This window comes from Epibacterium ulvae (assembly GCF_018678075.1).
GTDB classification, from domain to species: domain Bacteria; phylum Pseudomonadota; class Alphaproteobacteria; order Rhodobacterales; family Rhodobacteraceae; genus Epibacterium; species Epibacterium ulvae_A.
Genome location: NZ_JAHHIR010000036.1, coordinates 18,146 through 40,303, shown reverse-complemented (window position 1 = coordinate 40,303; position 22,158 = coordinate 18,146). Strand labels below are relative to the sequence as shown.

Genomic DNA, 22,158 nt, shown 5'->3' with positions numbered 1-22,158 from the left:
CACCGCCAGCGTGCCGCATAATGCAACCAACCAGATGAGCCAGATACTCTCTTAGTTTAAGCTGCCATTGGTTCCAAAAACCCTGACGACGGACACTGTGCAGAAAATACCTATGCATGTGACTGCGAAGCGTATTTGAATAGGGACGAATTCACTATGTTCATCGATTGGTCATACGCAACAACGGAGCAGCGCAAAGCCCTCTTCAAGGTTGCGAAATCCGTTGCCACAACAACGCCTCTGACGATTGAGCGGTTTTTGAACAAAGCCTTGGGAATCACTGGCGATCCTGAATGGGGAGATTTTGCCAATATTCGTAATGGCAAACTGGCGCGTGACAAGTGCCAGAGGCTTTATAAATATTTTGCAGAGCATCATTACCACCACGCCCAGATGCATGATGCCGCGCTATTCCCCAGACGCCTGATCAGGGATGTAGGGGCATATATTGAGAAGAGCGCCCACAAAGAGCGTCTACGCGTCATATTGGAAGATCAGGCCCTCGAGTTGGTGAAACGAAAGGTAAACAGACCTGATGACGTCATCCATATCAGGCCAGAGCAAGGCTTCTATTTTGAGCAGGATGCGGTGCAGTCCGGCTATGCCCTCGCATATCAATTCTATCAGGGGGAGTGCACAACGCCGCCGCTACCGTGGCCGAGTATTGCTCCGCCGATTACACCAACTTTGGCCGCGCCAATATTCCATGGATCAATCGCGTAAACCTCTTGCCCCATTTCGATGCGCGCCTTTGCGGTCACTTGCAGGTTTTCGCTTTTGGGATCGATTGCCAAAACAGATCCCAGATAACGCAGCAGGTTTGGAATGATCTGTGAGACACCTTTGCCGCCACGTGTAGGAGCATAGGTGAAGAGATGTCGATCCCCTTTGTAGATGACATCCCACAAGGTTTCACCAACGCGAAACTTGCCCAAGAAGATGCCTTCGCCATCAAAGAGGTTTTTCTCATTCAGATGATCGCCATTCGCCCATTTGGCGGAGCCGAACGTTGAGGGCGGTTTCATCAGCCCTTGCAGACCACGCCCAAGCCAATACCCGATGCCCCAACAAAAGCCGCACAGGCCAATCAAAAAGGCCATGCTCCAGCTCACGGCATCATCGACCATCAGAATGTAAAGCCCGGCCAAAACGGCGAGAAGGCCTAGGATGGCGCGGCGAAGCTCTTTTGCTTCGGGTGAGAAGAACCAGCCAATCACAAAGCCGAGTAGGGTAGCGCCGCCCATGACCGCAATGCGAGAGAGCGACATAATCGTTTCCAAGGAAAACCCATTGGCATTGCGCAAGGAGCGTTCATCGATCCAGCGACCATTGTGCCAAACCAGATCCGCCAGTGCGGCATCTGGAAGCCAGATACAAAGCAGTGTGGCCAAAAGCACGATGGCGATGCACTGCGGTGAATAGATAGGTGAGTGTTTCAAGACACTTCTCCTCATCAGAGTTGAAAGTGTCTCTCACATCAAACATTACGCGCATGATTCTCGTGGGTAATAGCGCGGTAATTCCGGGTAAACTCCTGTGTGATCAGGGCGATAGATCCATCCCACGAGATCGCTTGCGTGATCGCGAAGCGGTCTTTTCGCGCTCCGCATCGATAGGTGTTCGTCGCAGATAATCCGCAATTGTTTTGGCAAGAAGCTTGCGATCTTGCCTATGTTTAGCCTTCACGGATCGTACGCTTTTTTGCAGGTCTCGGCGGTCATTGATCTGCGCTGTGATCAGGTCGTCGCGTTGTGCCTGATCGCGTTTGGCGCAGGCAACAGCTTCGCGTTCATTTTGCTGTTTGATCTTGGCAGATTTGCCAGTCAGTCGATCAAAAATCCCCCTCAAGCCTTTGTTTAGGCGATCTGAACGGGTCTTTAATTCCTGTGTCCATCGCTCGTCTTGTTTATCCTTCAGATGTTTGCGTTCAGCACGTTGTGCAGCAATCATGGCCGCGCGGGCTTCAACAAACGGCGACATTTCCTCGTGATGACGGGATTTAACTTCACGAATATAGGTCTTCACCTGATCCGCCATGCGCTGACGTATGTTTTGTTCAACCTTTGATACAGCGGGAAGGGCAGTGGGGTCGCCTAATTTGGCTTTCAAGTCTTTGACCCGAACACCTGTCCATTTGCTGATGGAATAGGGTTTTCCTTGCAAATCCAGTGCAACAAATCCGCGTCTGTCACCTTGGGCCAGATGAAAGCCGCGATCTTCCAAGGCTGTGCGAAATCCTTTCAGGCCATCGCTGCGTTCCCAAGCGTCGCGGAAGAATTGTTTGATTTCACGCGGATCGTATCCGTGGCGTTTGGCTTGCTGCCATTCCGACAGTGTGAAGTTCAAAGGGTTCTTATTACCATAGGGCCGGACATAAAGCGGCGACATCAGTCGAGACTCATGACCGTGTTGAAGGCAAAAACGACCAATGTGATGCGCGCCGCCGCAAGCCTCCATCGCAACAATGCAGGGATCCAAACCTTCCAGAAAGTCCAGCAACCGGTGCCGTTGAAGGCGCTTGCGGTACACGACCGCGCCTGTTGCGTCCAATCCCTCAAGGCTGCAAACGGTCTTACCCAGATCAATGCCCAATACTTCGACATCCATCAGAATGCTCCTATCTCTCCACCGATGCCCGCAACAATAGCTGCGGTTTGGCAGGAAGGCAGTTCATACCATTAGCGCAGGCTGCCACTCACCCGATTTGTGCAACGAAGGCGTGGTCCAGCAAAACTGGACAGGCCGCCAAGATGTATCCGACAATGACGACAGGATACACAAATGACGAAGAAACGCCGTTTTTCGGACAAGTCTAAGGCCACGGTAGCGCTTGAGGCGCTTCATGGCGACAAGACGGAGCAAGAGATTGCGACCAAGCATAAGATCGCTTCCAGACAGGTAGCGACGCGCACACGGTAGTTCACGCAATTCTCACATTTACATGTGCACACCAGTTTGTGTGGTGCCAATCTGACGCCCTGCGAATACCAAAATTTTCAATCTGTTGATAAGAGGTCCCCATGCTTCGCTTTCTTTTCTGTGCGCTGATTGTGGCGGCTCCGGTTCGGGCGGATGAGCTTGATGCTTTTGCCGCTGAACGTTTGAAAGACGCTGTCTTGCTGTTCGATCAGGAGTTTCGCAATGACGAAACCGGGCAGTATTTGGATTCGATCCGATTGGACGGCAGGAGCGGATCATCTTTATCGTCTATTGCGGCCAGTGGCATGGGGCTGATCAGCCTGGCTATCGGGGATGCGACTGGGCTGATACAGGACGCCGAAGCCAAGGCTGAGATCACGCTGCAGCATCTGCTGGGTCTGAACACTGATACCGATTTTGCGGTCAGACGATCTGTCAATGGCTGGTACCGCCATTGGTTCAACGTCAATACAGGCGCTGTGCCAAAGGGCAGTAAAGAAAAGTATTCGACCATTGATACAGCGATCCTCAGCGCAGGCGCGGCGATCCTTGGGAATTATCTGATCGACCGAGCCGAACGCGACAATACCCCAACGCCACAGGCGGCCCTTCTGGCGCAACAATTGGTGATGTCGATCGATTGGACAACTGCAATCCGGGACCCGCAACGGGGCTCGATCCACCTTGTGTTTTATGGCGCGGATGACGAGCGCCCAACCGAGAACGTGGCGACTATCGCATTTGATGAATACGCCCTTTTGCCCTGTATGGCGGCCCGGTACGAAAACCTGACACGCAATGAAGGCGATGCAACAGTGTTCTGGCACAGCCACTTCGACGATGTCGAAAACCTCCCAATGCCAAAACACGAAAACTTCACCCTTCTGGGAAAGCCCAGCGGCAATGTGCCGTCCCATTTCACCCATCAATTCGCGTTCTACCTGTGTGGCGATTACGCGCGCGATCCAGCCTTTCTGGAAGAACTGCGCGAGCTTAAAAAGGCCGACCGCCACTGGTTTGAAAGCAATGGAACACCGGCAGGCTTGTGGGGGCTGGGTGCCGGATCCGAGATTGTCTTTGATCAACATGACCGCATTGAAAAATACAGCTACGGGGTGGCGCGACTGGGAGAGAACCCCAATGAAACGGCATCGCCCGCGATCATGGCAGGGTTTCTACCTGTGGACATGACCGACGGTACACAGACTATTCTGGCCGAGCTGAAGGCGCTGTGGGATACCGGTGCTTGTCGTTACGAACATGACGATTTTGAATTCATGTGGAGATGTTCCGTCAAGGATCCCAGTCTGCAAGTCAAACGGCTTGAGGCGATCGATTTTTCGACCTGGATGTTGGGGCTTGCGACCGCCCACCCGGATGTCGGACTTGCGTTTTTTCAGGATTACGCCTTTTGAGCGTCTGTCGCATCGGACTGCGCCACCAAGGTCAAATCGCGCGCGACCATGTCCTGTCCAAACTGTTCTGAAGCAAGATACGACAGCTCATCTGGTCTACGAGCGGCAATCGGGTCCCAAACATCTGTGGTCTTCGGATACCCTGGATGGCACATGATCAGCGCCGGTTTTCTTGATGTGCGCGCCGCATCCAGCCAGATCCGCATCATATCGCCAAAATCCTGATCCGGATCAAAGTCGTTCACGCCGTAAAACACCGCGTTGGTGGGCACGCGGTGGCGCAACAGCGCCCGCTTTAGCTGCCGAGCAAGGGTTGAAATGACGACAGCACGTCGCGTCGCAACCCCCAAGCTTAGAACCTGGGGTAAGGGCAGGTCACAAGAGCGAACCCAAACACCGCGCGGCATGGACAACACGGTAGCGATCACCGCGTCGCGAATGACGGGCAATATATGCGCATGTTGATGACCATCAATAAAATCGGGAAACCTGCCGAAGGTTTCCGTAAAGACCCGCAACTGCCGTGCGATCTGCTCGGATATCTCTTCCTTGCGCAGCTTGCGCAGCTTGCGCATATGGGCCTGTTGGATCAATGTGCCGATCGAGGGCAAAACCCCGTCGGGTGCCAGATGCGGCATAAGGCCCACGGGAGCGTATTCCGTAAATGTCAGATGTAGCCCAATCTTTACCCGGCCATCGGTCGCAGCCTGCAGCAATCTACCAGCGTTTTGATTCAGCGTGCTGCCGACGCTCATACAACTGACGGCATTCAAGCGTCCGGCCTGAATAAGTTCGATAATCCCGTCATCCGTGCCCTGATGCAGTCCGAAATCATCCGCACACAGCGTGAAATGCATCATTGTTACGTTTTCCCCGGTTATTGTCACGTGATGTTCAGAGAGCTTGAGCGCCCGCCGTTCGACTTTGTAAGTGCCATCCTTTATTCGCAAAGCACAGGCATTCCAAGATGCCATCATTTGCGTTTAACCGGGGATACCAATGTCTTTCAGTTCTGATACTTCCCGGTTCGGCCCGTCGGTCACCCCCCCGGTTCTGTCGATCATTGTCCCAATGTATAACGAAGCGGACAACGTGGATGAGCTGTTGAACAGGCTTGTGCAAGTGGTCAGCGGGATCGAACCCCAATACGAGATCATTCTGATCGACGACGGCAGTCGCGACGCCACGGCCATGCGTATCATCGAAGCCGCAGAGCAAAACGACCGGATCAAATGTCTTGTTCTAAGCCGGAACTTTGGCAAAGAGGCGGCCCTGAACGCAGGGCTGGCCCATGCCTCGGGGCAGGCGGTGATCCAGATTGATGCGGACCTGCAGCATCCCCCCGAAATCATTCGCACCTTTTATACCGAATGGAAAAACGGGGCCGAACTTGTTTACGGTCAGCGCACATCCCGAGACGGCGAAGGCGCCGCCCGCAGCTTTATGACCCGCAGCTTTTACAAACTGTTTGCCGCGGTTTCCGATGTGAAGCTGATGAAAGGCCTCGGGGACTTTTTGCTGATGGACCGCAAAGTGGTCGACGCGCTGTTGTCTTTGCCTGAACGCGAGCGGTTCACCAAAGGGCTCTATGCCTGGGTTGGGTTCAAACGCGTCGCTGTCCCGTTTGAAGTCGCCCCGCGCGCGCACGGCCAATCCGCCTGGAGCATTCTGCGCCTATACATGTTCGCGCTTGGGGCTATCACGTCGTTCTCAACAGTGCCTCTGAAAATCTGGACCTATATCGGGCTATCCCTTGCGGTGCCTTCCTTTGCTTATGGCGGGTTCATCCTTGCCAAAACGGCGATCTTTGGGGTTGATGTGCCGGGCTATGCCTCGCTGATGGTCGCCGTGTGCTTTTTTTCCGGCATTCAACTGCTTGGGCTTGGCATCATCGGCGACTACATGGGCCGCGTTTTGCAAGAGGTCAAACAACGCCCCTTGTATTTGATCAGCACAAAACACGGCTTTGATCAGACCCGTTCTCAAAACCTTGAGATTGCTGATATCAAGCACCTACGCTCCTGATTCTGAGAACTTTCATGTTATCTAACGACCGACGTATTACGGCCTGTTGTCTGCTGGCCATCACCGCTGTCTGGGTGATATTCTGCTGGCCTTGGTTTCTGGATGGTCGGATCATCCCATATGATGCCAAGAACCATTTCTATCCGATGATCCGTTTCGTTGCCGAGGCGTGGCACGCGGGCGAGGATTTCAGCTGGAGCCCGCATCACTATGGCGGCTTCCCGATGATCGCGGACCCGCAATCGGCGATCTGGACCCCGAGTTTTTGGATCCCTTCCCTGATCAGTGCAGCGCCCAGCATGCATCTGGTGGATGCGGTGCATCTGCTGCACCTGCTGGTTGGTGCCTTTGCAATTTTCGCCTTTGGTAAAGTCAGCGACTGGCGGTGGGAAGCCTCTCTGATCGCCGCTCTGGCCTACATGATGGCAGGCCCGTCAAGCTTGCGGCTCGAACATATGCTGATGACAGTCAGCTATATGTGGCTGGCGGTCGCTCTGTGGCAGCTCAAGGCGGTGCTGGTCCATGGCGGAATGTGGCGCGGCCTGGGTTTTGGCGTGGCATTGGCGCTGCTGCTGGTTGACCGCAACCATGTGGCCTATCTGGGGGCGTGGCTGCTGTTTATTTATTGGCTGGCCGCCGTGGTCAGCGATCTCAGACACCCACGGGCGCAGGCCTTGCGACGGGTTCACCTGCCCATTGTCATCGGCGGCATCTTGGCGCTGGTGCTGATTGCGGTGCCGGTGATTTTGCTGCTGCAACTGGCCCATGACAGCAACCGGCCCGAGTTTTCCTATCTGCAAGCCAGTTGGCAATCGCTGCATCCGGCGGCGCTGTTTTCCTTTGTCCTGCCCGAGTATTTCGGATCCTTGCGTGTAGACGGGGGCAAGCACTGGGGCCCACCCAGCAACATTTGGGGTGAAAAGGGACTGCAGGTCCATCGCGGGATGCTGCACATGTATTGCGGCATGGTGCCTTTGGTGGTGGTCATGTGGCTCGGCATCCTCAAGCGCCAGATGCTTCGGGGCGAGGCGCGGTTTTTCACCATCGCCTGCATCCTCTGCGTGTTCTATGCTCTTGGTCGCTATACTCCGGTGTTCCGGGTGCTCTACGACGCTATTCCCGGCGTTGATCTGTTCCGCCGCCCGGCGGATGCGCTGTTCATCTTTGGCTTTGCGCTGGCATTGTTGACCGGAGCGTTGGTCCAACAGGGCCTGCCCTTGCGCGCGACCCGTCCAAGCCTGTGGCTGATCAGCGCGGTGGTGCTGGCGTTGGTGGCGCTATTTGCGGCCATGTTCGGCTTGGCGCTCAGCCTTGACCGGCTGGCAGATTTCGCCAACAGCCTGATCGTTCCCACCGCGGTGGTTGCGGGCAGCATTCTGGCGATGATCCTGGCGCAGCGCGCCGGGCGACAGGGGCAGTTGGCCTTGGTCGCCTTGGTGGGGATCGTGGCTGCGGATTTGGTCTATCATTCGTCCAACACACGCATCAACGCCCGTCCGCCCGAGGCCTATCAGGTACTGGAGCAGGCCGAGGACCATCCGATCTTTGCGCAAATGCTGCCCTTGCTGGATCAGACCGACCCGCTCGGGGTGCCGTGGCGGACCGAGATCATCGGGCTGGGTCCTGTGGTTCAAAACCTGCCGCAAGTCATCCGCTCGCAGGGACTGTTGGGGTACAATCCGCTGCGCCTGTCCGGGTTTGAACAGCACATCGCGCCCGAAATGCAGAACAATGCCAGTTCGCGACGCAATTTCGGCGACCAGATGACGAGTTATGACAGCCCATTGGCCGACCAGCTGGGCCTGCGCTACGTGATCAGTGGCGCACCGCTGGATCAGATCGACCCGGCATATGGCAGCGATCATTTCACCCTGATTGGCACCGCTAAACATAAATGGCGCACGGCTCATTTCTATGAAAACACCCGAGCGCTGCCCCGCGTGGCTGTCCTGAGCGAGGCGGGCGCTTCGCTGGATCGCGAGATCTCGGTGCTGGCCTATGAAAACACACACATTGCGTTGCAGGTCGAGGCCGGGGCCGCCGGAACCCTGGTGCTGCGCGACTTCCATTATTTCGGTTGGAGCGCTACGGTGAATGGCCAGCCGGTACAGGTGAACAAACACGATGATCTGTTCCGAGCGGTTCCTGTGCCCGCCGGGCCTAGCCGTGTCGAGTTCCAGTTTGACCTGCTGACACGTGAAAACCTGCTTGGCGCACTTCAGGCGCTGGCCTTTGCCCCTTGAACCAGCGATGCCCCGTAAACCCTCCTCATTGCTGCGCCAGTTCATCACCTTCTTCGGGGTCGGTGCGATTGCCACAGCGTGTCACTATGTAGTGCTGTTCGCACTGGTCGAGGGCGCCGAGGTCCTGCCAGTAAAGGCTTCACTGTGTGGTGGATTGGTTGGCGCCATTGTCAGCTATGCCCTGAACCGCACCTACACGTTTCAATCCACTTCCCAGCACCGCAAGACCGCGCCAAAGTTCTTTTTGATCGCAGGGCTGGCGGTGGTGCTGAATACGGCACTGATGGGTGTTCTGACCCTATCAGCCGGGCTGCCCTACCCGGTGGCTCAAGTGCTTACAACGGCTGCGTTGATCGTCGTCACATTTGGCCTGAACAGGGTCTGGTCATTCCGAGATTGACGGATCTGAAGAAACTGCTCTGCAGGTGGCACTGCCTGCAGTCATGCCGCCCTGACCAAAACGGCGGAACCATGTGATCATTTACATAAATGACAGGCGCATATAGTTTCATCTCAGACGTCGCAATTCCAGTGAAGAGCGTAACTTGCTCTCTGGTCACATAAATCTGCCTATCAGTTTGCGATAAATGTCGGCGCGATCTTCCAAGTAATGGGTTTCGATTGTTGAGTGACATTTCCGCTTTGGTTCAGCCACAGCAGTCGTTCCAAAATGACCGTGGAAACATCTGGTCAGCGGGATGTTTATCATGCGAAGGTGCACTCTCGACCGCAATACTAGTCAACCGATTCAGTACATACTTATGATTTCTACCTAGTGGGTTTGGGCTCAGTCCTTTCGACTGTTGCGGGAAGGATGAAAACCTGGCCTGGATTGGCGAACGGACGTGGCTGGCACGCCACGCAGGATGAACAAGTCTGTGAGAGCATCGATGACCTCAGTCGAGTTCAGCTTCCGTTTCAACAGGATCGCCAAACATTCTCGGCTGCGTTCATCCAAGATGTTGAGCGTCCTAAAGGCTCTGCCATCGTCGGTTCTGTGGTGCACGAAATCATACGACCAAACGTGATTACGATACTCAGGGCGAAGCCGGACACATGATCCAACATTCAGCCGGAGCCGCCCCTTCTTTGGTTGTTTCATTGGCACTTTCAGCCCCTCTCGTCGCCACAACCATTCCAGGCGCTTGTTATTCACATGCCAGCCAGCGTCTCTCAGTAGTGCTGCGATCCGACGATAACCGTAACGGCCATATTGTCGGGTCAGCTCGATCATGTCGGCCACCAATCGTTCTTCATCAGCGCGTCCCACGGGCATTTTGCGTTGCGTAGACCGGCGTTGTCTCAGAACCCGGCCTGCGCGGTGTTCCGAGACGTTCAGCTCACTTGGAACACGATCGATGCAGGCACGGCGACGCGCGGGGCTTAGAAGTGTCCCTTTGCTACCTCCGCCAATCGCTCAGAGTCGGTCATTTCCTGTACTTGCTCGTCACGAAGGGCGCGCGACAACATGTTCCCCATGCACACAGGCTTGAGGTCGCCTGTGTGCAGTTTCACGGTTGGGCCACCAAAAACCGAGGCATGCTCTTACCCACTCGCGCTCAAACAGCCGAGACGAAGCACAAGGTTGCAGAAGCTGCGCAGCGGCTGCGCGGTATTCTCGCCATCGACTTCGTTCCCCCCGATTATTTTGCGGAATACCCCAAGGCCTGTTTGGGCGGATGGGGCAGCGCGGGGATGAATGTCACACCGGAGGGCAAGGTTCTGCCGTGCCATGCGGCCGAGACCATCCCGCATTTGCAGTTTGAAACGGTTGCAGAGCGCCCTTTGGCCGAGATCTGGTACAAAAGCGCTGCCTTTCATGCCTATCGCGGAACCGACTGGTTGCCGGATCCTTGCAAAAGCTGCGAGCGTAAAGAGATCAACTTTGGCGGGTGCCGCTGTCAGGCGCTGGCTTTGGCGGGGATGCAAGTACAACGGATCCGGTATGTTCCCACGCTCCGGGGCGGGCGCAGGTTGATGCGCTGCTGGCGGAGGCCAAGGCTGAGGAGCAAAGCGCGTTCACCTATCGCGTAGCGGCTGCGAACTGGTAGCCAGGGTGCATTGCGCATTGCTACATTAGTCGAATTTCAATCGTATTTCATATTCCACTAGGGCGTGTCACGCTTGGATTTGTCTGTTTGACTTCACCGGACGTCAGCGTCATCATGACGTCATGAGGGAGCTCGCGTATGGCTAAAGACAAACCAACCAAATCCGCTGACGGTGACAAGAAAAACACCTCTCTGCGATTGGATCGAAAAACCTTAAAGGCGCTGAAAATCCGCGCGATAGAGGAAGATACTAGCGTTCAAAAAATCATTGAACGCCTCGTCGAAGACTATCTGTCTGACAGCAAAAAGAAAAACTGACTGAGGAAATGTCAAACTCATTGTTATCCTGTTCTGAACCGCTGCTCCCAACCGATTGGCCGAACCTGTCCAAAGGGCTGGTGGCCCATGTCGATGCGGATCAAGAGACCGCGAAATTTGTGCTGTTGGATTGTTTCGATCAATCCATCCGCCAGTCTGGTCGCCTGCTGTTCGAAAGCGGCGGGCAGTTGACGTTGGTGCAGCCCGATGGCGTGCCGGTCTCGCAAACGGCTGAGCGGTCCGGGAATTTTGTTGCGGATCTGGCTGATGGTCCGGTGAAGGCCCGGTTGGCGGATGTTGATCCGCTGCGCTGTCTGTTGAACCTCGGCGAAGGTGAGATCGATCAGCAGCAGGTCAAACTGGTGGATGATGAGGAAAAAACCCATCTGCGGGTGCAGGTTCTGACGTTTTCGACCGTTGACCGCGCCACAAGTCTGATATCGCTGGATCCGGTGCGCGGCTATGGCAAATCCCTGAAACTGGTGCGCAAAAAACTGGCGGAGCGTGGCGCCACTGAGGCCGCGCCGCGCCAGATCATGGATGTGTTGTTTCCTGAATTACACGCCTATGTCGCCAAGCCAAAGCTGGAGTATTCGCAAGAGACCACCGCCTATTGCGCGGCAAATCGGATCATATCGGCCTATCTGAGCGTTGCGCGTCAAAACGAGGCGGGCACGCTTGCGGATTTCGATACCGAGTTTTTGCATGACTACCGGGTTGCCCTGCGCAAAATTCGCTCGGTCTTGAGCCTGTTCAAAGGGGTCTATGGCGCGGCGGCGACGCAGGATTTGAAACAGCGGTTCTCAGATTTGATGGCACCAACCGGCCCGTTGCGGGATCTGGATGTGTACCTGCTGGAGCGTGACTATTACTTCGACATGTTGCCTGCAAATCTGCACGAAGGTCTGCGCTTGATGTTTGCCACCTTTGAAGCCGATCGCAGTGCCGTTCTGGCCGATCTAACCAAGCGGTTGAAAAGCGCCGCATACAAGCGCGAGATGGCGGATCTGGAGGCGACATTTGTACCGCCCGGTGAATGCATTCACGGCGCCTTGGGCGGTTTGAGTGTTGGGGATTACGCGCAGAAACTGATCTGGAAACGGTATCGCAAAGTCTCCAAAATCGCCGCCAAAATCGATGATCAGACACCGGATGAAGAGGTGCACGAGCTGCGCATTTCCTGCAAGAAACTGCGGTATCTTATTGAATTCTTTGCGTTGCAGTTTGATGCGGCTGAGATCAAGGCGCTGTTGAAGCCCTTGAAACGGCTGCAGGATAACCTGGGGTTGTTCAACGACTATTCCGTCCAACAAGAGAGCTTGCAGGCGCTGATTTCATCGGGACGACTGAAAGGGAAAACTGCGCTCATGGCCGCGCAAAGCATTGGCGCGCTGATCTCCATACTCCATGGCCGCCAATTAGAAGAACGGGCGCGGGTGGTGCAGAGCTTTGCCCGGTTTGACAGCCCAGAGACCCGCGAGAGGTTTCGACAAATGTTTCACGAGAAAGGGCCGCAACTATGAAGATTATCGCCTGTTACAGCAACAAAGGCGGCGTGGGTAAGACCGCCTCGGCGGTGAATCTTGCATATGCCTATGCACAGTCGGGCGCGCGTACCTTGTTGTGTGATCTGGACCCGCAGGGGGCGTCAGGGTTTTACTTTCGGGTGAAACCTTCGAAGAAACTGAAGGAGGCCAAGTTTTTTGAAGACGTCGAACGGTTCACCAAGGCGATCCGCGGCAGCGACTATGAATACCTTGATGTGTTGCCCGCCAACCTGACGTTTCGCGATTTTGATATTTTCCTGTCGCGGATGAAGAACAGCCGCTCTCGTCTGAAAAAGGCGCTCAAGGCGGTGGACGGGGATTATGATGTGATCCTATTGGATTGCCCACCCAACCTGTCGTCCCTGTCCGAGGCGGTGTTCAAGGCGGCCGACCATGTTGTGGTGCCGGTGATCCCTTCGACCCTGACCGAACGGACCTTTGCGCAATTGGTGAGTTTCTTTGAGGAGCAGGGGTTGCAAGCCAAAAAGCTGAAACCCTTCTTTTCAATGGTGCAGTCCCGCAAGAGCTTACATGGTGAGACGATGGAGCGGATGCGCAAGTCCTACAAGGGAAAGTTCCTTGAGACGCAGCTGCCGTTTTCCACCGATGTCGAACGGATGGGCGTCCACCGGGAACCGACCATGGCATTCGCGGGCAACCGCCCGGCTGGCAAAGCCTATCGCGCCTTGTGGCACGAGCTGGAAAAGCGGACTTGAGGGGGGGATATGCAAGAGATCGAGCGGAAATTTCTGGTCGCAGCACTGCCGGATTTGGCAAATACCAAGCGGACCGAGGTGCGGCAGGGCTATATCACCCATCCCACGGATGCGGTTGAGATGCGCTTGCGGCAGAAGAACGACGACTATGTGCTGACCTTCAAATCCGGCGAAGGCACCGTGCGCACCGAACGGGAGGCGGCGATCACCCAAGCGCAGTTTGATGTCTTTTGGCCGGAAACCGACGGGCGCCGGGTGGAGAAGATCCGCTGGAGCGCCCAGTTGCCGGGTGGGCTGATCTATGAGCTCGACATCTTTGAAGGGGCGCTCGACGGGTTGGTTCTGGTCGAGGTCGAATTTGATACGCTCGCTGCGGCGCAAGCTTTTGAACCACCCCGTTGGTTTGGCACCGATGTTACCGACGACAAACGTTATAAGAACAAGAACATGGCGGTGAACGGCCTGCCAGCCTAACGCGCGGTGCGGCGCAGCATGTAGATATCCATCAACCAGCCATGTTCAGCGCGCGCTTTGGCGCGCGTCTGTTGGATCTGCTCGCCGACATCCGCAAGTGGGCCGGATATCGAGAGTTCGTTGTCCATCCCGGCATAAGCAGTCCACCAGATCTCGACCCCTTTGGGGGGCAGGCTAGTGAATGAGCATTGCCCATCCAGCATGATGATCAGCGTCTCGGCTGAGGCGGGCCAACCGTGATCGCGCAGCTGGCGTCCGGTGGTGATCGTCACCGCCTCATTGATCTGGTTCAAAGGCTCCGCATGAGCCGCCGTCAGCGCCTGGATCGAGGTGATGCCGGGGATCACATGTACCGTGATCTCACCCTTGGGGTGAAGGCGATCGGCAATCCGCATCGTGCTGTCATACAGGGACGGATCCCCCCAGACCAGAAACCCGACGGTGCCGCCGTCCGGAAGGGCGTCGACCATATTCTGCCACCAGATCTCAACAATCGCGTCGTGCCAGTCCTCGACGCGCTGGCGGTAATCCTGCGTGGCTTCATCCCGCGTGGGCAGGTCAAATTCAACAATCCGGTGGCCGGGGGTGCGGATGACTTTGGTGCAGATGGCCTGACGGAGGGATGCCAGATCATCTTTGCCCGCGCCTTTGTTGGGGATCAGGATCAGATCGACCGTGTTCAGCGCCTCAACCGCTTGTAGCGTCAGATGCTTGGGATTGCCGGTGCCGATACCAACAAGGGAGAGCGCGAACTGGGGCGTGGTCATGAGAGGCTCCAAAAACAAACACGGCCCCGGTGATGGGGCCGCGTGAGGAAAAGGTCAACTGTTGCGTGGCAGTCAGGCCGCGTTGAACAGGCGTGCGGTGAACAGACCCGCACGTTCAAACCCGCGCAGGGACTTGGCCGCATATAGAACGGCCAGATCGGCGATGGGTTCGATCAGCACCACCAGCATATAGGCCGCGCCAAAGGAGAAGACCGAGGCGACATTGGCCGCACCAAAGCCCTGACCATAAAACGCCCAGAAGGCCACCCATGCAACAACACCGCCCTGATAGGCCGCCGACAGCGCCAGCACCTGCGAATACTTCAGGTCGATATAGGCGGTTTTGGGCGCGATGATGCGGTTTGCCAGTGCGTGCAGCGCAAACAGCGGCACCAGCAGGGTTGTCAGGTTGATCGCATATTGCGGCAGGTCGATCGGGGCAAAAAACGCACCCTGGATCAACAGGCCTGCCGCCAGACCAAAGGCAGCCGGGGCCGCGCCCAGCACCAGAAACAGGGTCGAGCCGAGGATAAAGTGGACCTCGGACACGCCAACCGGGAAATGCGGCAGCACTTCAAAAAAGACCAAGACGCCAAAGGTAGCGATCAGCGCACGCGCCGCGTAGGAGGCAAAGTTTGACGCGCGCAGGTCGGCAAAGGTCTCTTTGACCGCATAGGTCACAGCACCTGCAGCCGTGGCGTAAGACAAAGCAATTTTGGCACCGTCAACGATGCCGGGTTCGATATGCATTTCAATTCTCCAGTCCCGCCACACCCGGCGGATTGAGTTATGTTCACAGGACATGGCCGGTCTCCTGACTTGTGGCTCAAACGCTGTGGTCTGCCCTTCCCGAAGAAACGCCTTCAGTGGTGATGCAGACCCGCTTGCCACGCACAGTCGCGGGGGCGGTTGAGGCTTTGGGTGCCGCGATTGGGTCCACCCGTCCTCATTCCCGTTTCAGCCCACAACGCTTGGCGTTGGAATTGGGCACCATAGTCTGGGTCTATCTGTCATCCTGCGCGGCCTCGGGTCAAGTTTGAAACCGTCAAGCCCGCGCAAGAATACGACCTAAAGGCGCGACCTGTGCCGCATCATTTGGGTGCTCGCGCTATGCCTCATCGGCCAGCGCGCCATAAAGGATCAGCACCGGGGCCTTGGTTTCTAACTTGGGCAGAAGATCGGGCAGGGTGCCAAGGGATTCGCGGCGGATGTCTTGGTCTGGCGTTGATACACCCGTAGCCAAAAGGGTCGGCGTGTCCGCAGGCAGGCCATGCGCCAACAGCTTCTCTGCCAATTTGGCAAAGGTGCGTTTGCCCATATAGACCACGGTTGTTGCCTCAGGATCGGCGAGGGCTTCCATGTTCAGCTCTTCCGGCAGAGCGCCGGTTGCGCTGTGACCGGTGATGTATTGCAGACGGCGCGCAGTCATGCGCCGGGTCAGTGGAATGCTGGCGGCGGCGGCCGCAGCCGAGGCAGCGGTGACACCGGGAATGATCTCAAACGGGATGCCAGCTTCGCGCAGGGCGGTGATCTCCTCCTCGAGACGGCCAAAGATTCCTGCATCACCGGATTTGAGGCGTACCACATGGGCGCCGGTCTTGGCGTAATCCACCAAGAGGCGGCTGACGTGGTTTTGTTTTGGCGAAGGGCGACCGGCACGTTTTCCGACACCGACCAGATCTACGTCCTTGCCTGCGTGGTCGAGGATCGGGCCTGCGGATAGATCATCAAACAAGATCGCATCTGCGGCCTCCAGCCGTTTGACGGCCTTGACCGTCAACAGTTCCGGATCACCGGGGCCGGAGGAGACAAAGGAGACAAAACCGCTCATGCCTGTTCTCCGGTGATCAGATGGAAGAACGTGCCGGTGACGTGACCCTTGATCGATCCGGTTTCGGGCACCGGATTGCCATCGGCGTCAAAGACATTGGCCAGGGGTGCATCAGGTTCGTCCAGAATGGTGGAATAGTGGAATTCATGGCCACGCAGCGCTTCGCCGCTATCAAAGCCGGGCATTGCGTTTTGCAACACGGCACGGCGATAGCCGAGGTGGAATTTGCGTTTCTCGTAAGAGGTCACAAGCCCCAAGAGCCCGGCCATCTGGTGGCGGTTGCCCTGCTTGTCGATCAGCGCTTCGCCCAAGGCCATGTAGCCGCCGCATTCGCCGTGCACTGGTTTCGTCGCCGCGTGTTCTTGCAGCCCTTTGCGGAAAGTATCGGCTGCGGCCAAGGTGCCGCCGTGAAGCTCGGGATATCCCCCAGGCAGCCAGACCAGATCGGCGTCTGGCGCGGGGGCTTCATTCGCCAAGGGCGAGAACGGCAGGATCTCAGCTCCGGCTTGCCGCCAGCCTTCCAAAAGATGCGGATAGGTAAAGGAAAACGCGGCATCCCGGGCCAGTGCGATCCGTTGCGCAGGCGGTGTTGGCAGCGGCGCGGCAGGTGCGTCGGGGCCGTTCAGGGCTACCGATTTGATCGCCTCCAGATCCACATGATCGCGCAGGAACGTGGCATAGCCCGCAATCGCGGTTTCCAGATCGGGGTGTTCTACCGCTTGGATCAGACCAAGGTGGCGTTCCGGAAGCGCCAGATCACCGCGCCGGGGCAGAGACCCCAGAACCTTGACGCCCGCACGTTCCATCCCCAATCGGGTCAGACGCTCGTGACGCGGGCTTGCCACCCGGTTCAGGATCACACCGGCAAAGGGCAGATCCGGGTCATAGGCCTTGAACCCCAATGCGGTGGCGGCGGCGGATTGTGCCTGCCCGCCCACATCGATGACCAAAACCACGGGCCAGCCCATGCGTTTGGCGGTCTCTGCGGAGGATCCAAAACCGGTCTGCCCCTGGGTCGCGACACCGTCAAACAGACCCATGGAGCCTTCGGCGATGCAGATGTCGGCGCCTGCGGCTTGTGCGGAAATGGCGTTCAACAGCCCGTTGTCCATCGCCCAGGTGTCGAGGTTAAAAGACGCGCGTTTCGCGGCCGCCAGGTGAAAGGCCGGATCGATATAGTCGGGTCCACTTTTGAACGGCTGAACCGCCAGCCCGTCCTCGGCCAAGGCGCGCAAAAGGCCCAGCATGACGGTGGTTTTGCCGGTGCCGGATGAGGGGGCGGAAATCAGGATGCCCTTGGCCATTATTCAGTTCCTTCCGGGAAACGGGGATCGGTGCCAACAGGGCGATAGCGGCGGTCGTAATCGCCCGCATAAAGACAGCTTTCGTCGAACTCTTCGGCGCCAATGGCACGGCCCACCAGGATCAAGGCGGTGCGGCCGCGTTCGCCCTCGGTGGCGTCTTCCAGGGTTTCAAGCGTTGCTTTGACGATGCGTTGATCGGGCCAGGTGGCGCGCCAGATCACGGCGACCGGACAATCAGCTCCGTAATGTGGCGTCAGGCGGGCAATCACGTCTTCGAGCACATGCACGCTGAGGTGAATAGCAAGGGTCGCGCCGGTTTTGCCAAAATTCTCAAGCGTTTCGCCGTCGGGCATGGAAGACGCCCGTCCGGATGTACGGGTCAGCACCAAGGATTGCGCGACGCCAGGCAGGGTCAGTTCGGACCCAAGGGCGGCAGCGGCGGCGGCAAAGGAGGGCACGCCGGGAGTGACATCATACGCGATGCCTTCGGCGCGTAGACGGCGCAGCTGTTCGCCCATGGCGGACCAGACCGACAGATCACCAGAATGCAAGCGCGCGATATCGTGGCCGGCGGCATCGGCTGCTTTGATCTCGGCGATGATGTCATCCAGAGACAGTGGCGCAGTATTGATGATCCGGGCCCCTGTGGGACAATGCTGCAACAGCGCTTCAGGCACCAGAGAACCCGCATAAAGGCACACGGGGCAGGCGGCGATCAGGTCGCGGCCACGCAGGGTGATCAGGTCGGCGGCTCCGGGGCCTGCGCCAATAAAATGAACGGTCATGGGGTTTGAACCTCCGCTAGGGCCACGGTGGCGAGGCCATCCGCGGTTGCAAGTCTTGGGCTGATCAGCCGGGCTGATCCATAACGATATGCCGCCGCCAAGGCCAGAGCCTCGGCCACTGAGCCGGTGCCAAACCGGGACTGGATACGGGGCGATTGGGTTGGGGTTTTGATATCGCGGATCTCATCCTCGGGGACAAACAGCAGAGCCATGTCCGAGGTCTCGGCAAAACTATGAAACCCGGCTGTTGTCGCCTTGGTCTCCAACACGGCGAGCGCGTCGATGTCTGTTTCGATTTGGGTCAATGCGTGTTGCAACGCTGATGGCGTAACAGTGCTGCGAAAGCCGAGGCCTGCGATTTTCATCGGGTGACGCTCCACTGGATGACGGGGCGTGCACGATCCCAGCCACGCATGGTGCCCAAGGGGGCGACCTCGGCAATTTCTACCTTCATCAGATGCCCGCCGTATTGGGCCTGGGCCTGCATCAACAGGGTCTCAGTCTCCAGGGTGACCCCATTGGCCACGATCCGGGTGCCGGGCGGCAAGATCTGCCACAAGTGGTCCAGCAGCGCTTGCGAGCCGCCGCCGCCAATAAAGACGCAATCCGGCAGGGGCTGGCCTGCCAGACAATCGGGGGCTTTGCCAAGCTGGGCGGTTATCCGGTGAGAAAGGCCAAATCGCGCGGCATTGGCGTTGATGTTGCCCAACCGGTCGACGCGGGCCTCAAACGTCAGGGCGCAGGCACCGCGCGCAGCCAGGCCCCATTCCACCGAGATCGAGCCTGAACCGCCGCCAATATCCCACAGCACTTCGCCTGCGCGGGGCGCAAGGGTCGATAGCGTAAGCGCGCGGATCGGACGTTTGGTGATTTGCCCGTCACTTTGGAACAGATCGTCGGCAAGACCTGACGCCTGAGACAGGCCATTGTCGCCGCGACAGTGGATTGCGGCGGCCACCGGCGCAGCGATGTCCTGCGCATCAAAACCTTGCGCGGATGTTTCAAACAGGCGCTCGCGGGGGCCGCCTAGGGCTTGGGCGATGGTGAGGCGGGAGGCGCCAAAGCCCTGTTGGGTCAGCCATGTTGCAAGTTCAGCCGGGGCAGCGCCATCGCGCAGGGTGCATAGGATCTGGGTATTCTGCGCCAAAAGTGGGCGCAGGCGTTCAAAAGGCGCTGCGTGTAGGCCCTGGGTCAGGGTCTCCTCCAGTTTCCAGCCCATGCGGTTGGCCAGCAGCGAAAAGACAGACGACGCAGGGTGGGATGTCCAGTCTTGCGGCTGCACTGCGCGCATCAGGGAGCCGCCCGCGCCGTGCCAGAACGGATCACCAGAGGCGAGGACAACCACACGCCGCCCACGTTCAGCCAGCACGGGGTCAATGGAGAAAGGGATCGGCCAGGCACGCCCTTTAGCACCGGCCTCGATCAGGTCCAGATGACGTGGACCCCCAAAGATGACATCGGCCTCAGCCAGTGCTTTGCGGCTTGCATCCGAAAGGCCCGCTGGTCCATCTTCGCCCAGCCCGATTAAGGTCAGCCAGGGCGCGACAAAGGGATCAGACATGACGCAGGTACTCCTCTTGGGTGGAACCACCGAAGCCTCGCAATTGGCGCGGGCCTTGGCTGAGGGTTGGGTGGGGGCCGGGCGTCGGGCCGTGTTTTCCTATGCCGGTCGTACCGCGCGCCCGGCGTCGCAACCTTTGCCCCTGCGGCTGGGCGGGTTTGGCGGCGTTGCGGGCTTGGTGGACTACATCCGAGCTGAAGGGATCACCCATGTGATCGACGTCACGCACCCATTTGCCGCGCAGATGAGCAACAACGCGGTTGCGGCCTGCGCCAATGTGGGCGTGCCGCTTGTCGCCTTGCAGCGCCCTGCCTGGGTGGCTGGAGACGGTGACAACTGGCATCACGTCGGGGATATTGCGGCGGCGGTGGACGCCCTTCCGCACCAAGGCGCGCGGGTGTTTCTGGCGATTGGCAAGCAGACCCTGGCCCCCTTTGCCATAAAACCCGCCAATCATTACCTGTTGCGTCTGATCGATCCGCCCGAAGGCCAATTGCCGTTGCCGAACACCACAGTGATTGTCGCGCGAGGCCCGTTTGAGACGGCAGGCGATCAGGCCTTGCTGGCCGCACATGGCATCACCCATGTGGTGGCCAAAAACGCAGGCGGGACGGGGGCTGCTGCCAAATTGGCGGCCGCGCGCGCCTTGGGGCTGCCGGTCATCATGATCGACCGCCCGCAGTTTCGCGAACGCCCGATGTGCGCCAGCGTGGCTGAGGTGATGACCTGGCTTACAGCTCATTCGGCGTAACGCGGCGTGTAGACGTGGCGTCCGATGCGGCGCGTGTCGCGGTTGCCGACGATAACCATGGTGCGCATATCGGCCATCTCGGGCGTGGCCTCTGCCAGCGTTACGGTGGTGATCGATTGCGTGGGTTTGGTCACATCGCGAGCAAAGCTGATCAGAGTTTGTGGCCCGCAGGCGGCGCGCAGAATTTCCAGGGCGCGGGCAAACTGATGCGGGCGTGACTTGGAGCGTGGGTTGTAGAAGGCCATCGCAAAGCCAGCCTCCCCCGCAAGTTGCAGGCGTTTCTCGATCAGATCCCAGGGTTTCAGATTGTCGCTGAGGTTGATCGCGGCAAAATCATGCCCCAAAGGTGCGCCAAGCTGTGCGGCTGCCGCCAGCATCGCGGTGATGCCGGGCAGGACGCGAATTTCGAGATCCAGCCAGTCTTTCGGCCCCTTCTCCAGCGCTTCAAACACGGCTGAGGCCATAGCAAAGACACCGGGATCGCCGGAAGAGACAACAACAACCTGTTTGCCCGCCGCCGCCATTTGTAACGCGTGGCTTGCGCGGTCAACCTCGACCCGGTTGTCGCTAGCATGAAGCGTCAGCCCGTCGCGCGGCGCGATACGTTTGACATAAGGGATATAGCCGACCACATCGGTGGCGCGGTCCAGAGCGATACGGACCTCTTTGGTGATCAGGGTGTCGTCTCCGGGGCCGAGGCCTGCGATCACAACGGATCCTGTCTGTTCCCGGGTCATGGGCGGCGCCCCTGTCCGTGGATCAAGACGATGGAGAAATAGGGCACCGGCCCGTCCACCTCAGACAGTTTGCGCACCTTTTGCTGCGGCATGGTCCCGTGTTGCACCAGCCAGGCGTCATCAGCGCGGCCAGCACGCTCCAAGGCCCGGCGCAGTTTGGGCAGGTTTCGGCCGATTTTCATCACCACCAGCGCGTCGGTGTTTTCCGCGCGGGCTGCGAGTTCATCTTCGTCCAAGGTGGCCATGGCGACAGTCAGCACATCATCGCCCCAGGTGATCGGCTGACCCGTGGCGGTCCAACAGCCGGACATGCCGGTGATGCCAGGGATCACCTCCATCTCGGTACGGCCTTCAAGGCGGGTGTAGAGATGCATGAAAGATCCATAAAGGAACGGGTCGCCTTCGCAAAGGACCACAACATCTTCGCGGGTCGCGATCTCGGCCAATGTCTCGGCCCATTTATCGTAGAACGCGGCGAGCAGGCGATTGTATTCAGGGTCGCTGAAATGGATTTCGGTGGTGACCGGATATTCCATTGCATGTTCTGTAGCATTTGCAGGCAGAAGCCCGTCGACCAAGGTGCGCGCTTGCCCTTTGCGGCCGGCCTTTCGGAAATAGGCCACATGACGCGCGCCTTCGATGGCACGCCAGGAGCGGACGCTCATCAGATCCGGATCACCGGGGCCGAGGCCCGCGCAGATGACTTTACCCATG

The 22,158-nt window shown here is 58.0% G+C and carries 23 protein-coding genes, 1 pseudogene and 1 riboswitch; of the genes and pseudogenes, 11 read left to right on the top strand and 13 right to left on the bottom strand.

The window, feature by feature from the left end; genetic code table 11:
- Positions 1–156: 156 nt before the first annotated feature.
- On the top strand, positions 157–723 hold the full coding sequence (locus KMP13_RS10755) for a hypothetical protein (RefSeq protein WP_215265862.1): 567 nt from the start codon (positions 157–159) through the stop codon (positions 721–723).
- Here the strand turns inward: KMP13_RS10755 and KMP13_RS10750 are convergent.
- Entirely contained in the window at positions 624–1,439 is an 816-nt protein-coding gene (locus KMP13_RS10750; protein ID WP_215265861.1) for a type IV secretory system conjugative DNA transfer family protein, read from the bottom strand. The genes KMP13_RS10755 and KMP13_RS10750 overlap by 100 nt on opposite strands.
- Positions 1,440–1,542: 103 nt before the next feature.
- The gene (locus tag KMP13_RS10745; protein ID WP_215265860.1) at positions 1,543–2,592 is read right to left on the bottom strand and encodes a hypothetical protein; all 1,050 of its coding nucleotides are present in this window, start codon (positions 2,590–2,592) and stop codon (positions 1,543–1,545) included.
- Between the two features lie 428 nt (positions 2,593–3,020).
- Between KMP13_RS10745 and KMP13_RS10740 the strand changes: the two genes are divergently transcribed.
- Entirely contained in the window at positions 3,021–4,334 is a 1,314-nt protein-coding gene (locus KMP13_RS10740; protein WP_215265859.1) for a hypothetical protein, read from the top strand.
- Here the strand turns inward: KMP13_RS10740 and KMP13_RS10735 are convergent.
- Positions 4,322–5,194 (bottom strand): ChbG/HpnK family deacetylase, encoded by an 873-nt coding sequence (locus KMP13_RS10735; protein ID WP_215265858.1) that lies wholly within the window; start codon positions 5,192–5,194, stop codon positions 4,322–4,324. The two genes, KMP13_RS10740 and KMP13_RS10735, sit on opposite strands and share 13 nt — an antisense overlap.
- Before the next feature lie 139 nt (positions 5,195–5,333).
- Between KMP13_RS10735 and KMP13_RS10730 the strand changes: the two genes are divergently transcribed.
- The 3 genes from KMP13_RS10730 to KMP13_RS10720 are packed head-to-tail and all read left to right on the top strand — an operon-like array spanning position 5,334 to position 9,002.
- Positions 5,334–6,359 (top strand): glycosyltransferase family 2 protein, encoded by a 1,026-nt coding sequence (locus tag KMP13_RS10730; protein WP_215265857.1) that lies wholly within the window; start codon positions 5,334–5,336, stop codon positions 6,357–6,359.
- Positions 6,360–6,373: 14 nt separating this feature from the next.
- Positions 6,374–8,602 carry a hypothetical protein gene (locus tag KMP13_RS10725; RefSeq protein ID WP_215265856.1) on the top strand — a complete coding sequence of 743 codons (2,229 nt, stop codon included), beginning with the start codon at positions 6,374–6,376 and terminating at the stop codon, positions 8,600–8,602.
- A 7-nt stretch (positions 8,603–8,609) separates the two neighbouring features.
- Positions 8,610–9,002: a GtrA family protein gene (locus KMP13_RS10720; protein WP_215265855.1), complete on the top strand. Its 393-nt coding sequence runs from the start codon at positions 8,610–8,612 to the stop codon at positions 9,000–9,002.
- A gap of 417 nt (positions 9,003–9,419) precedes the next feature.
- On the opposite strand, the pseudogene KMP13_RS10715 reads toward KMP13_RS10720, so the two are convergent.
- A pseudogene (locus tag KMP13_RS10715) lies at positions 9,420–10,004 on the bottom strand (IS3 family transposase); the annotation flags it as partial.
- A gap of 137 nt (positions 10,005–10,141) precedes the next feature.
- Here KMP13_RS10715 and KMP13_RS10710 point away from each other — a divergent pair.
- The 5 genes from KMP13_RS10710 (at position 10,142) to KMP13_RS10690 (ending at position 13,708) form a co-directional block, all read left to right on the top strand.
- Complete coding sequence (locus KMP13_RS10710; RefSeq protein ID WP_435370355.1) at positions 10,142–10,636, top strand: SPASM domain-containing protein; 495 nt, start codon at positions 10,142–10,144, stop codon at positions 10,634–10,636.
- A gap of 155 nt (positions 10,637–10,791) precedes the next feature.
- Entirely contained in the window at positions 10,792–10,971 is a 180-nt protein-coding gene (locus KMP13_RS10705; RefSeq protein ID WP_215265854.1) for a ribbon-helix-helix protein, CopG family, read from the top strand.
- A gap of 8 nt (positions 10,972–10,979) precedes the next feature.
- Positions 10,980–12,494, top strand: coding sequence for a CHAD domain-containing protein (locus KMP13_RS10700; RefSeq protein WP_215265853.1), 1,515 nt, complete (start codon positions 10,980–10,982; stop codon positions 12,492–12,494).
- Positions 12,491–13,234 (top strand): ParA family protein, encoded by a 744-nt coding sequence (locus KMP13_RS10695; protein ID WP_215265852.1) that lies wholly within the window; start codon positions 12,491–12,493, stop codon positions 13,232–13,234. The genes KMP13_RS10700 and KMP13_RS10695 overlap by 4 nt, the downstream gene beginning before the upstream one ends.
- Before the next feature lie 9 nt (positions 13,235–13,243).
- Positions 13,244–13,708 carry a CYTH domain-containing protein gene (locus KMP13_RS10690; RefSeq protein WP_215265851.1) on the top strand — a complete coding sequence of 155 codons (465 nt, stop codon included), beginning with the start codon at positions 13,244–13,246 and terminating at the stop codon, positions 13,706–13,708.
- Here the strand turns inward: KMP13_RS10690 and cobF are convergent.
- The 7 genes from cobF to cbiE all read right to left on the bottom strand — a co-directional run bounded on the left by cobF (position 13,705) and on the right by cbiE (position 19,956).
- Positions 13,705–14,475 carry a precorrin-6A synthase (deacetylating) gene (gene cobF / locus KMP13_RS10685; protein WP_215265850.1) on the bottom strand — a complete coding sequence of 257 codons (771 nt, stop codon included), beginning with the start codon at positions 14,473–14,475 and terminating at the stop codon, positions 13,705–13,707. The genes KMP13_RS10690 and cobF overlap by 4 nt on opposite strands.
- A gap of 72 nt (positions 14,476–14,547) precedes the next feature.
- Positions 14,548–15,225 carry an energy-coupling factor ABC transporter permease gene (locus tag KMP13_RS10680; RefSeq protein ID WP_215265849.1) on the bottom strand — a complete coding sequence of 226 codons (678 nt, stop codon included), beginning with the start codon at positions 15,223–15,225 and terminating at the stop codon, positions 14,548–14,550.
- Positions 15,226–15,262: 37 nt separating this feature from the next.
- A riboswitch (cobalamin riboswitch) is annotated at positions 15,263–15,485 on the bottom strand.
- A 98-nt stretch (positions 15,486–15,583) separates the two neighbouring features.
- Positions 15,584–16,306 (bottom strand): uroporphyrinogen-III C-methyltransferase, encoded by a 723-nt coding sequence (cobA, locus tag KMP13_RS10675; RefSeq protein WP_215265848.1) that lies wholly within the window; start codon positions 16,304–16,306, stop codon positions 15,584–15,586.
- Positions 16,303–17,610, bottom strand: coding sequence for a cobyrinate a,c-diamide synthase (locus KMP13_RS10670; RefSeq protein ID WP_215265847.1), 1,308 nt, complete (start codon positions 17,608–17,610; stop codon positions 16,303–16,305). The genes cobA and KMP13_RS10670 overlap by 4 nt, the downstream gene beginning before the upstream one ends.
- Entirely contained in the window at positions 17,610–18,395 is a 786-nt protein-coding gene (gene cobM, locus KMP13_RS10665; protein ID WP_215265846.1) for a precorrin-4 C(11)-methyltransferase, read from the bottom strand. The genes KMP13_RS10670 and cobM overlap by 1 nt, the downstream gene beginning before the upstream one ends.
- The gene (locus KMP13_RS10660; RefSeq protein ID WP_215265845.1) at positions 18,392–18,760 is read right to left on the bottom strand and encodes a cobalamin biosynthesis protein; all 369 of its coding nucleotides are present in this window, start codon (positions 18,758–18,760) and stop codon (positions 18,392–18,394) included. The genes cobM and KMP13_RS10660 overlap by 4 nt, the downstream gene beginning before the upstream one ends.
- The gene (gene cbiE, locus KMP13_RS10655; protein ID WP_215265844.1) at positions 18,757–19,956 is read right to left on the bottom strand and encodes a precorrin-6y C5,15-methyltransferase (decarboxylating) subunit CbiE; all 1,200 of its coding nucleotides are present in this window, start codon (positions 19,954–19,956) and stop codon (positions 18,757–18,759) included. The genes KMP13_RS10660 and cbiE overlap by 4 nt, the downstream gene beginning before the upstream one ends.
- On the opposite strand from cbiE, the gene KMP13_RS10650 reads away from it, so the two are divergent.
- Complete coding sequence (locus KMP13_RS10650; protein ID WP_215265843.1) at positions 19,955–20,707, top strand: cobalt-precorrin-6A reductase; 753 nt, start codon at positions 19,955–19,957, stop codon at positions 20,705–20,707. The genes cbiE and KMP13_RS10650 overlap by 2 nt on opposite strands.
- On the opposite strand, the gene cobJ is transcribed toward KMP13_RS10650, so the two are convergent.
- The gene (gene cobJ, locus KMP13_RS10645) at positions 20,695–21,444 is read right to left on the bottom strand and encodes a precorrin-3B C(17)-methyltransferase (RefSeq protein ID WP_215265842.1); all 750 of its coding nucleotides are present in this window, start codon (positions 21,442–21,444) and stop codon (positions 20,695–20,697) included. The genes KMP13_RS10650 and cobJ overlap by 13 nt on opposite strands.
- Complete coding sequence (gene cobI, locus KMP13_RS10640; protein WP_215265841.1) at positions 21,441–22,157, bottom strand: precorrin-2 C(20)-methyltransferase; 717 nt, start codon at positions 22,155–22,157, stop codon at positions 21,441–21,443. The genes cobJ and cobI overlap by 4 nt, the downstream gene beginning before the upstream one ends.
- Between the last annotated feature and the right edge of the window lies 1 nt (position 22,158).